We start from the raw sequence: 11,715 nt of genomic DNA on the forward strand, positions 1-11,715 counted from the left end.
CCGGGGGCCTCAACGGCCGAGCAGCTCGCCGCCGTTGCAGTGCAGGATCTCGCCGGTGATGAAGCCGGCCTCCTCGGAGGCGAGGAAGCACACCGCGGCGGCGACCTCCCCGGACTCGCCGATCCGGCCGAGCAGGGTGCGCGCCGAGCGGCGGGCGACCTCCGCCTCGTCCAGGCGCGGCCCGAAGAACTCGGTGCCCGCCACCGTGCCGGGCGCCACGATGTTGGCGGTGATGCCGGACGGGCCGACCTGGGCGGCCAGGAAGTTGTTCCAGGCGTGCAGCGAGGCCTTCGCCGCCCCGTACGAGCCGGCGCCGCGCAGCGCGGCGATCGAGGAGACGGTGACGACCCGGCCGGAGCCGGGGGTGAGCCGGTCGCGGATGGACTCGGTGAGCAGCACGACGGTGAGCACGTTGCGTTCGAAGTCGCCGCGCCAGCGGGCCAGCACGGCGTGCGGGCCGGCGCCGAACACGGTCTCCCGGCTGCCGGCGTTGTTGACCAGCACGTCGATCCGGGCGGGCAGCGCGGCCAGTGCGGCCTCCACGGCGTCGGGGTCGGCCAGGTCGCACACCAGCGGGGTGACGTTGGGGCCGAGTTCCGCGGCGGCGTGGTCGAGGACCCCGGGGCGGCGGCCGACGATCACCACCCGCTCGCCCGCCTCGGCGAAGCGCCGGGCCACCTCAAAGCCGATGCCGGTGCCTCCACCGGTGACAACAACGTTCCTGGCCATGGCGCACTCCCTCCCTGACCGTTCACCGCTCCGCGGATGGCAGGCGGTCCGTACCGGATTGCCACGATTCCTATCACGCTGGGTTGCGGTGTCTGCGGGGTGGGTGACGCCGCGCGCTCGCCGTGCGGTGTGATATGCGCTCCGCCGTACGGGTGCGCAGATGCACACGGAGAGTGGAGAGAGGCAACTCACACCCCCCTGGCGTAACTCTGCGCCCCCTGTTACGTCTTACCTTTTGTAGAGCGGGGCTCCGGCGGGCCCCGGACGGTCGTCGATTCGTCGACGGCCCTCGCGCACGGCGCCGGGCCGGATCCGGGAGCCCGGGGATTGCTTTGAGCGGCCGTTCCCCACCCGGGGTCGTCCCGGGCGCCGTGCGCCCCACTCTCACAGACGCGAAAAGGGGCCCGGCCCCCGCCTCCCTCATCGGGTGGCAGGGGGCCGGGCCCCTTCGCGTGGGTGCGACTCGCTCAGCGCGCGTCGAGCGGCACGTAGTCGCGGATCTCGACGCCGGTGTAGATCTGCCGCGGGCGGCCGATCCGGCTGGTCGGGTCCTTGATCATCTCGTGCCAGTGGGCGATCCAGCCGGGCAGCCGGCCGAGCGCGAACAGCACGGTGAACATGCTGGTCGGGAAGCCCATGGCGCGGTAGATCAGGCCCGTGTAGAAGTCCACGTTCGGGTAGAGCTTGCGCGAGACGAAGAAGTCGTCCTTGAGCGCGTGCTCCTCCAGCTTGAGGGCGATCTCCAGCAGCTCGTCGGACTTGCCGAGCTGGGCCAGCACCTCGTGGGCGAGCACCTTGACCTGCGCGGCGCGCGGATCGAACGCCTTGTAGACGCGGTGGCCGAAGCCCATCAGCTTGACGCCGTCCTCGCGGTTCTTCACCTTGCGGATGAAGGCGTCGACGTCGCCGCCGTCGTTCTTGATCTGCTCCAGCATCTCCAGCACGGCCTGGTTGGCACCGCCGTGCAGCGGGCCCCAGAGCGCCGAGATGCCCGCCGAGATCGAGGCGAACAGGTTGGCGTGCGAGGAGCCGACCAGGCGCACCGTCGAGGTGGAGCAGTTCTGCTCGTGGTCGGCGTGCAGGATGAGCAGCTTGTCCAGGGCGTTGACCACGACCGGGTTCAGCTCGTAGTCCTCGGCCGGGACGGCGAAGGTCATCCGCAGGAAGTTCTCGACGTAGCCGAGGTCGTTGCGCGGGTAGACGAAGGGCTGGCCCACCGCCTTCTTGTACGCGTACGCCGCGATCGTCGGCAGCTTCGCCAGCAGGCGCACCGTCGACAGGTGGCGCTGGTCCGCGTCGAACGGGTTGTGGCTCTCCGGGTAGAAGGTGGAGAGCGCGCCGACCACCGAGGACAGCATCGCCATCGGGTGGGCGTCCCGCGGGAAGCCCTGGAAGAAGCGCTTGACGTCCTCGTGCAGCAGGGTGTGCTGGGTGATCTCGTTGTTGAACGCGGCCAGCTGGCCGGCGTTCGGCAGTTCACCGTTGATCAGCAGATAGGCGGTCTCGATGAAGTTGGCCTCACCGGCCAGCTGCTCGATCGGGTACCCGCGGTAACGCAGGATGCCGGCGTCACCGTCAATGAAGGTGATGGCGGACTTGTTGGCGGCGGTGTTGCCGAAACCGTTGTCCAGGGTGACCAGGCCGGTCTGCGGAAGCAGCTTCGAGATGTCGAAGCCGGCGTTGCCCGCAGTGCTCTCGACGACGGGGTACTCGTACTCGCCGTCCTGGTACCGCAGTACTACCGATTTGTCGCTCACGTCTTCCTCACCGACGAAATTTGATCCTCATCCGACTGCCCTGACTGTCTCAACGATCCCCCACCCGAAGGACGGCCGCGCACCGGGGGTGACCCCGGAAAGGACCAGGGCCTACAAACTCTGCTACCGCAGCCGGTGCGAACCGGACAAGATCGGCACCAGACCAGGTTCCGCCCTAAATCTCTTCACGTCAAGACAACCTCTGGACGTACCGTACCCCCTGACCCGTGCCCCGCAGCCAATCTGTGGTCCAGCGCGGAGTGCCGCCGACCGGCGCTCACCGCCCGCACCGCCTGCCCGATCGCCTTCCGGGACCCCACCAGCACCACCAGCCTCTTCGCTCGCGTCACCGCGGTGTACAGCAGGTTGCGCTGGAGCATCGTCCACGCCGACGTCGTGACGGGAATCACCACCGCCGGGTACTCGCTGCCCTGCGAGCGGTGGATCGTCACCGCGTACGCGTGCGCCAACTCGTCCAGCTCGTCGAAGTCGTACGGCACCTCCTCGTCCTCGTCGGTCATCACCGTCAGCTTCTGGTCGTCCACACTGAGCGAGGTCACGACGCCCACTGTGCCGTTGAAGACGCCGCTGCGCCCCTTCTCGTAGTTGTTGCGGATCTGCGTGACCTTGTCGCCGACCCGGAACGTCCGCCCGCCGAAACGCCGTTCGGGCAGGCCCTCGCGGGCCGGCGTGACCGCCGACTGGAGCAGCGTGTTCAACGCGCCCGCCCCCGCCGGGCCGCGGTGCATCGGAGCCAGCACCTGGACGTCGCGCCGCGGATCCAGCCCGAACCGCTGCGGGATGCGCCGGGCCACCACGTCCACCGTCAGGCCGGCCGCGCGCTCCGCGTCGTCCTCCGCGAACAGGAAGAAGTCCGGCAGCCCCTCGGTCAGCGGCGGCAGACCCTCGTTGATCCGGTGCGCGTTCACCACCACGCCCGACTGCTGGGCCTGCCGGAAGATCCGGGTCAGCCGCACCGACGGGATCGGGCTGCCGGCCGACAGCAGGTCGCGCAGCACCTCGCCCGCGCCCACCGACGGCAGCTGGTCCACGTCCCCCACGAACAGCAGGTGCGCACCCGGCGCGACCGCCTTGACCAGCTTGTTCGCCAGGATCAGATCCAGCATCGACGCCTCGTCGACCACCACCAGGTCCGCGTCCAACGGCCGGTCCCGGTCGTACGCGGCGTCCCCGCCCGGCTTCAACTCCAACAGCCGGTGCACCGTGGACGCCTCCGCGCCGGTCAGCTCCGCCAGCCGCTTCGCCGCCCGCCCGGTCGGCGCCGCCAGCACCACCTTCGCCCGCTTCGCCAACGCCAACTGCACGATCGACTTCACCGTGAACGACTTGCCGCAGCCCGGGCCACCGGTCAGCACCGCGACCTTCTCGGTCAGCGCCAGCCGCACCGACTGCTCCTGCTCCGGGGCGAGTTCCGCACCCGTCCGCTTCGCCAACCAGCCCAGCGCGGCCGGCCAGTCCACGTCGCGGAACCACGGCATCCGGTCCTCGCCCGTCCGCAGCAGCCGCAGCAGCTGGCCCGCCAGCGAGATCTCCGCCCGGTGGAACGGCACCAGGTACACCGCGGTGATCTCCAGGCCGTCCCCGCCCGGCAGCCGCTCGCGCACCACGCCCTCCGTCGCGACCAGCTCCGCCAGGCAGTCGATCACCAGCCCGACGTCCACCTGCAGCAGCTTCACGCCGTCCGCGATCAGCCGCTCCTCCGGCAGATAGCAGTGCCCCTGATCGGTCGACTGCGACAGCGCGTACTGCAGGCCCGCCTTCACCCGCTCCGGCGAATCGTGCGGAATCCCCACCGCCTGCGCGATCCGGTCCGCCGTCAGGAACCCGATGCCCCACACGTCCGACGCCAGCCGGTACGGCTGGTTCTTCACCACCCCGATCGACGCGTCCGCGTACTGCTTGTAGATCCGCACCGCCAACGACGTCGACACCCCGACGCTCTGCAGGAAGACCATCACCTCCTTGATGGACTTCTGCTCCTCCCACGCCTTGGCGATCATCTTCGTCCGCTTCGGCCCCAGGCCCGGCACCTCGATCAGCCGCTTCGGCTCGTTCTCGATCACCTCCAGGGTCTCCACCCCGAACCGCTCCACGATCCGCTCCGCGAACCGCGGCCCGATGCCCTTGATCAACCCCGAGCCCAGGTACCGCTGGATGCCCTGCACGGTGGCCGGCAGCACCGTCGTGTAGTTCTCCACCGTGAACTGCCGCCCGTACTGCGGATGCGACCCCCACCGCCCGAACAACCGCAGGCTCTCCCCCACCTGCGCCCCGAGCAGCGCCCCCACCACCGTCAGCAGGTCGTTCGCCCCCCGCCCGGTGTCCACCCGCGCGACCGTGTACCCCGTCTCCTCATTGGCGTACGTGATCCGCTCCAGGACCCCCTCCACCTGCGCAAGCTGCAACGGACACCTCACACCCAATCAGGACACATCGCACCGACGAACCTACCGCGAGCCACCGACACCCCCGCCCCGGGCGGGGGAACTGCCGCCACCGAGCACGACGGGGCCGTGCGCCGACGACGCACGACCCCGTTCCACGGTCCGACCGACTACTGCGCCCCTTCGCCGAGCCGCAGCAGCTGCGGGACCCGCCGACGCCCCGCCACCCCCTCCAACGCCGCCGCGCACGGCACCAGCACCAGCAGGGCGAGGGCCGCGACGGCGATGGCCGCCCAGTCGGGCGCGAACGCCGGCGCCCCCGGGCCGGAGGTGAAGGCGCGCAGGTCCAGGGCCGGGCCGAGCAGCCACGGCAGGCCCAGGCCGAGCAGGGTGCCGCCGATCACGGCTGCGGCCATCACCGGGAGCAGCTGGACCAGTTGGACGCCCGCTGCGGCCCTGGCGCCCAGGCCCAGCGTCCGCAGGTACGCGAGCATCCGGCCGCGCTCCGCGGAGCCGAGCAGCAGTTCCAGGACCACCGCCGCCAGCCCGAGCAGCAGGCCGATCGCCGCCGCCGACCGGAACGCCAGCTCCAGCGCGGACACCAGACCGTCGTCCGCCGACTCGCTCAACTGCCCCGCCAGGTCGCGCACTTCGACCGGCGCGCCGCGCAGCACCGCGCCACCGGCCGCCCCGGCGCCGCCCGCGCCCGCGGTCGCCGCCGAGGCCGCCACCACCGACCGCAGCCGGGCCCCGTCGATCCGCTGCGCGCCGGCCGGCGAGCCCGCGCGGCCGGGCTCGGCGAACAGCACCGCCGCGTTGCGCTGACCGGTCTGCCGGGGGAGGCGTTCCGCGGCGGGCCCGCCGAACACCAGCAGCGGGCCGCCGCCGACCTCGCCGACCACCGGCCCGATCGCCCGGTCCCGGTCCGCCCCGGCGGGCAGCACGCCGACGATCCGGACCCGGAACCTGCTCGCCCCCGCGTCCGCGTCGAACGACCCGTCGGGGAACCGCGCCGCCGTCCCCGCGTCGGCCAGCGCGGGCAGTTCCGCGCCCGCGACGAGCGGCGCCGACAGGCCCGCCGCGGCCAGCGCCGCCGCCACCGGGGAGCCCGGCTCCAGCCCCGCCAGCGCCGCCTGGTCGACCCCGACCAGGCCCACGCCCTTGACCACCGAACCGTCCTCGTCGGCCGTCAGCGCGGCCACCCCGCCGCGCACCGGCAGCACCCCGCCGACGCCCGGCACCTTCGCCAACTCCTCCAGCGGCAACGGGCGTTGCGACGGACCGAGGACCACCGCGTCCCCGCCGGTGCGCCACTGCGCGGCCTCCACCCGGCCGTGCCGCACCGTCCCGGACACCAGCGCGCCGAACACCGCGCAGGCCAGCGCCGGCACCAGGACCAGCAGCGCAGTCGCCGCCGCCGCGGAACGCCGCCCGGCCTGCGACAGGCCGACCAGCGCGACCGTGCCGCGCCGCCGCCGCGCCCAACCGGTCAGCACCCGCAGCGGCACCGGATACACCCGCAGCACCACGACCACCGCCGCCAGACCCAACACCACCGGCACCAGGGCCAGTTGGGGATCCGGATCGGCCGTCCCCGGGGCCAGCGCGCCACGCAGCCGCAACTGCAGCACGCCCATCGCCGCCAGCGCCAGCACCGCGCCCTCCAGCACCAACCGGCCGGACAGCCCCAACGCCCGCTTCACACCCCGCCGTTGCACCGGCTCCCGACCCGCGCGGCGCACCGCCCGGCCCTGCCACCACACCGCCGCCGCAGGCGCGCCCGCGACCAGCACGGCCGCCGCCACCGCCGGCCACCAGGCGCCGAGCGGCCGCTCCCCGGCCAACGGACCGGACACCGCCCGACCCGCCAACACCCCCACCAGGACCGCCGGAGCGGCCTCCAGCAGCCGCACCGCCGCCAACGCAGGCTCACCCGCGCCGCGCGCCCGCTGGAGCGCCAGCACCCCCTCCCTGCGCCGCGCCCCCAGCCGGGCCGCCGCCACCGCCGTGGACACCCCGATCGCCAACAGCCCCGCCAGCGCGAACGACTGCAGCGACACCGTCCGGGCCCGCTGCTCCGCGAACCGGTCCACCAGCGCCGACAGCCGCTCCTGCACCTGCGGCGGCGTCACCGTCCGCACTCCCGCCGAACACGGCGCCGCGTCCGAGACGATCTCGCCGCACACCCGGTCCACCGCCGACCGCTTGAACCCCTTGGCCCCGGACGCCAGTTCACGCACGCCCGCGGCCGTGCCACCGTTCCCCCAGGGCTGCTGCGCCACTCCGAACGCCCAGGTCGCCGACAGCGACAACGACCCGCGCGCCTCCATCGCCTCCAACCCCGCCGGAGCCACCAGCGCCTGCCCGTACCGGATGTACCCCTCCGGCACCGCCGCGTCCAACGGCTCGTTCAGCAGCGGGAGTTCGCGCCACAGGTCGTCCGCGCCGTCGAGCGGCTCGAACTCGCCGACCACCACCGCCTCGGTGGCCCCGGTCTGCCCGGACAACTGCACGCGCTGTCCGACCGCCAGCCCGAACTGCGCCAACCCCTTGCGGGACATGCCCAGTTCGATCGGCGCCTGCTTCGCCCCGTCCGGCTGCCCCGGCGCCCGGCCGGCCACCCAGCGCACCCGGTCGGCCGCGTCCTGCGCGTACGCCAGCGACACCGACCCGGCCCTGCCGTGCGGCCGGGCCACGCCCGCCCCCGACAGGTCCATGCCGTCGCTCTGCGCCCAGCCCGACACCCGCACCAGGGTGTGCGCCAACTCCCCCGACGACCCCTGCCGCATGCCCTCCCCGACCCGCGTCAGGTCGCTGTCCAACGAGCCGAACTGCGGTGCCGTGGACTGGCCGTAGAAGTTCCGCGGCGCGTGCACCGTCGCCCGCGCCGTCACCAGCGGCCCGTCCGCCTGCGCCGCCGCCAGCCGCCGGTTCAACTCCTTCGTCGACAGGCCGTCGAACACCGGCGGCCACAACAGCGACACCACCGTCAGCACCGCCGACACCACCGCCAGCACCACCAGCACCGGCCACCCCGTCCGGGCCTCCCGCAGCGCCGGACGCCACCCCCCGAACCCGCCGAGCCCGCTCATCCGTTCTCCCCCGCCCGCAGCTCACGCGCCAGATCGACCCGCGCCAACATCCGCGACAGCACCAGCACCACCGTGCCGACCCCCAGGCCGGTCGCCAGCACCACCGTCGCCGTCCAACCCCAGCCCACCGTCAGCTCCAGCGACGGGAACACCGCCCGGCCACTGCCGTCGACCACGATCAACGGCAGCACCACCGCCGCCAGCGCCACCCCCAGCGCCCCGCCCAGCAGCACCGAGAAACCCACCACCGCCAACTGCTCCAGCCGCAGCACGCCGACCAACTGCCGACGTCGCACCCCGATCGCCCGCAGCACCGCGAACTCCCGCCGCCGCGACCGCGCCGAACCCACCGCGTGCACCGTGAACCCGGCCACCGCGAACACCGGCGACAGCACCAACGACAGCACCAACGCACTGCGCCGGCCCGACCGGAACGGATCCGCCGCCAGCGCCGCCGCCCGCGACCGGACGCTCTCCACCCGGCCCAGCCGCGGATCCGCCGCGACCGCCCGCTCCGCCCGGTCCATCCCCGCCTTCGACTGCGCCGCCAGCCACCACGCCGTGTCCGTCACCGGCGGCAGCCCCAACCCCGACCGGGCCGCCGACAGCGCCGGCAGGTCCACCAGCACCTGCGGCTGGTCCCGGTCCCCGCCGCCCGGGAACTCCGGCAGCACCCCGACGACCCGCAGCCCGAACAGGTCCTCCGAGGTGTCCATCAGCCGCACCTCGCCGCCCATCCCGAACCGGACCTTCCGCACGAACGCCTCGTTCACCAGCGCCGGCACCAGGTACCCCGCCACCGGCATCCCCGCCACCCGCTTCGGCGTCCCCGCCGGCACCAGCCCGAACGACACCCCGTCCGCACCGTCGCCCTGCAACGGATCCGACCCGCGCACCACCGCCGACAGCAACCCGCCGTCGACCTTCGACACCTCGCACACCCCCGCATCGGCACGCTGCGGCCCGTCGTCCGGCACACCCGGACACCCGAGACCAGCCACCCTGATCTCCCCGCGCGTGACGTTCACCCAGCTCGCGCCGGACGGCACACTCGCCCCCTCGAACCCCGACACCGTCAGCCGGAAGGTCGCCCGCGGAAAACCCCGCGCCGCACTCCGCAACCCCAACTGCGTCACCTGGAGCGGGTAGTTCAACGACCCCGACGCCAGCGGCAGCGACACCGTCCGCGCCACCCCGTCCGCCGTCAACTCCGCCTGCACCTGCGTCACCAGGCCGCTCGCGTCCTCCACCTGGGCCACCAGCCACACCCGGCCCACCCGGTCCGCGGCCGACACCGACACCCGCGCCCGCAGCTCCGACGGACGCCCCTCCAGCGGCATCCCGTGCACCGGCAGGTCCTTCCGCAACAACGCCAACTGCCCGTCCAGCGAGCCCGGTTCGAGATCCGACCGAACCGCGGGCACCGCATGCGTCCAGGCCCCCGACGCCATCCGCTCCGACGTCGCCACCGGCCGCACCGCCGACGTGTCCAACGCCAGCACCGAGACCTGCGACCCCTGGATCCGGCCCGCCACCTCGCCCACCGGCGTCACCGCCGCCACCCCCGGCACCGCCGACAACGCCGCCCGCCGCGCCCCCGCCGGCAACTCCCCGCCCGTCACCCGCAGATCCGCCCCCAGGTCGAACGCCGCCCGATCCCGGTCGCTCGGCCCCTCACCCGCGATCGCCGTCGTCGTCAACGCCCCCACGGCCAACGCCAACGCCATCAACAGCACCGGCGCCGCCTGACCCGCCCGGCCCCGACTCACCTGCCAACCGCTCAACGGAGCCACCAGACCCCGCCCCCGCCGCGCCAACGACTCCAACGCCCGACCCAACGGCGGCAACAGGCGCAACAGCAGCAACGCCGCCGCCACCGTCATCACCACCGGTGCCGCCACCAGCACCGGATCGAACCCCACCGCACTCGACGCCGGGCTCAACAACCCCTCGTACTGCCGCAGTTGCAGATACGCCAGCACCGCCACCGCCGCCAGCACCAGGTCCGCCCCGGCCCGCTGCGCCACCGCCCGCCGCGCACCGCGTGACGGCACCTCCCGCTCGCCGCCGTCCGCCGTCCACGCCACCGGCAGCAACGCCGCACAGCCGTGCAGCACCAACGCCACCCCGGCCACCGCCCACGCCGCCGCACCCGACGCCTCCGCGGCCGCCCCGTCCACCGGCAGCCCCAGCCGCTCCAGCAGCCGCAGCAACGGCCCCGCCACCCACACACCCAGCAGCGCCGCCGGCACCGTGCACAGCGCCCACTCCGCCGCCGCGACACCCAGCAGCCGGGCCCGCCCCGCACCCCGCGCCAACTGCAACAGCAGCTCCGCCCGCCGGAACTCGGTCAGTTGACGGGCGGTCAGCACCATCGTCACCGCCGACAGCACCGCCAGCATCGTCACCGGCACCAGCATCCCCGACCGCGCCACCATCATCGGCGACCGCAGATCGTCCAACGCGGCCGGCAGGTCGCTCGACGCCCGCAACCCCTGCACCGAAGGCTCCGCACCCCGGAACACCGCCCGGACCACGTCACCCCCCGTCAGCCGCTCCACCCGCTCCCGCAGCAGTCCCAGGCCCTCCGGCCGCAGCTGCCCCGGCTCCGGCAGGGCCGTCCACTCCACGTCCACCTGGTCGTGCAGCAGCGGATGCGTCCGCAGCAACTCCTGCGACGCCAACAGCAACCCCGCCGACGACTCCACCGGCGACGTCGCCCGCCACGCCCGCCACAGCCTCTCGGCCTCCGGCAGCTCCCGGTACACCCCGCTCACCGTGACCGCCAACGTCCCGCCGCCCGGCAACGCCAACGGCACCTCCGCCCCCGTCGACACCCCCAGCCAACGCGCCGCCGACTCCGACACCGCCACCTGCGACAACCCCGCCGGCCAGCCGCCCTGAGCCAACTCCGCCACCCGCTGCGGCTCCGTCACCGCCAACGGCACCATCGCCAGCCCCGACGACGTCCCCGGCGCGGTCGCCTTCGGCAGCGGCGTCCGCAACGGCATCGACCCGTGCAGCACCTGATCGATCTCCGCCGGCATCCCCGGCAACGCCCGGTGCAACGCCGCCCGCGCCGGCGCATCCGCCGCCGTGTCCCCGCCCTCGACGTACCGCCCCGACAACGAGACCGAAAGTCGCGGATCCCCCGCCAACCGGTGCCGCATCCCCTGCGTCACCGAACTCCCGGTCAGTGCCGTCAGCGCGGTCAACACCGCCACCGCCACCAGCACCGTCACCGCAGCCGCACCCAGCACCACCCCGTGCTGCCCCGCCCGCCGAACCCCCGCAGGCGAGCCCCACCCGTCCGCTCCCATGTCCCCCGAAGCCTTCCCGTCCACCGATGGTCTGGACCAATCTCGATGCCGGGCAGTCTGCCGCCAACCTCGCGCCCAGACAACAACCCGCCGATCACAGACCGGACTCGTTCCGCACCGCTGCCCGGGAACGCGAAAAAGCCCCCCGCCGTAAAGGCGAGGGGCTTTCCCTGAAAAATTGTTCGGCGGCGTCCTACTCTCCCACAGGGTCCCCCCTGCAGTACCATCGGCGCTGTGAGGCTTAGCTTCCGGGTTCGGAATGTAACCGGGCGTTTCCCTCACGCTATGACCACCGAAACACTATGAAACTGTCGAACCGGAACCCGCACACCCCACACAGGGTGGGGCGGGGTTCTGTTCGTGGTTTCAGAACCAACACAGTGGACGCGAGCAACTGAGGACAAGCCCTCGG

At 73.3% G+C, this 11,715-nt stretch carries 5 protein-coding genes and 1 rRNA gene; all 6 read right to left on the reverse strand.

Annotated features, from left to right (window positions below; genetic code table 11):
• Positions 1 to 9 precede the first annotated feature (9 nt).
• The 6 genes from CG736_RS35460 to rrf all read right to left on the reverse strand — a co-directional run bounded on the left by CG736_RS35460 (position 10) and on the right by rrf (position 11,600).
• Positions 10 to 729: an SDR family NAD(P)-dependent oxidoreductase gene (locus tag CG736_RS35460; RefSeq protein ID WP_100590213.1), complete on the reverse strand. Its 720-nt coding sequence runs from the start codon at positions 727 to 729 to the stop codon at positions 10 to 12.
• Positions 730 to 1,196: 467 nt separating this feature from the next.
• Complete coding sequence (locus tag CG736_RS35465; protein ID WP_100590214.1) at positions 1,197 to 2,486, reverse strand: citrate synthase; 1,290 nt, start codon at positions 2,484 to 2,486, stop codon at positions 1,197 to 1,199.
• A 185-nt stretch (positions 2,487 to 2,671) separates the two neighbouring features.
• Positions 2,672 to 4,912: an ATP-dependent RecD-like DNA helicase gene (locus CG736_RS35470; protein ID WP_100590215.1), complete on the reverse strand. Its 2,241-nt coding sequence runs from the start codon at positions 4,910 to 4,912 to the stop codon at positions 2,672 to 2,674.
• Between the two features lie 149 nt (positions 4,913 to 5,061).
• On the reverse strand, positions 5,062 to 7,983 hold the full coding sequence (locus CG736_RS35475) for an FtsX-like permease family protein (RefSeq protein WP_100590216.1): 2,922 nt from the start codon (positions 7,981 to 7,983) through the stop codon (positions 5,062 to 5,064).
• Positions 7,980 to 11,303: an ABC transporter permease gene (locus tag CG736_RS38750; protein WP_157815865.1), complete on the reverse strand. Its 3,324-nt coding sequence runs from the start codon at positions 11,301 to 11,303 to the stop codon at positions 7,980 to 7,982. Before CG736_RS38750 ends, CG736_RS35475 begins: the two co-directional genes overlap by 4 nt.
• 180 nt (positions 11,304 to 11,483) lie before the next feature.
• Positions 11,484 to 11,600: ribosomal RNA gene (gene rrf, locus CG736_RS35485) — 5S ribosomal RNA — on the reverse strand.
• Between the last annotated feature and the right edge of the window lie 115 nt (positions 11,601 to 11,715).

This window comes from Kitasatospora sp. CB02891 (genome assembly GCF_002803145.1).
Lineage (GTDB): Bacteria > Actinomycetota > Actinomycetes > Streptomycetales > Streptomycetaceae > Kitasatospora > Kitasatospora griseola.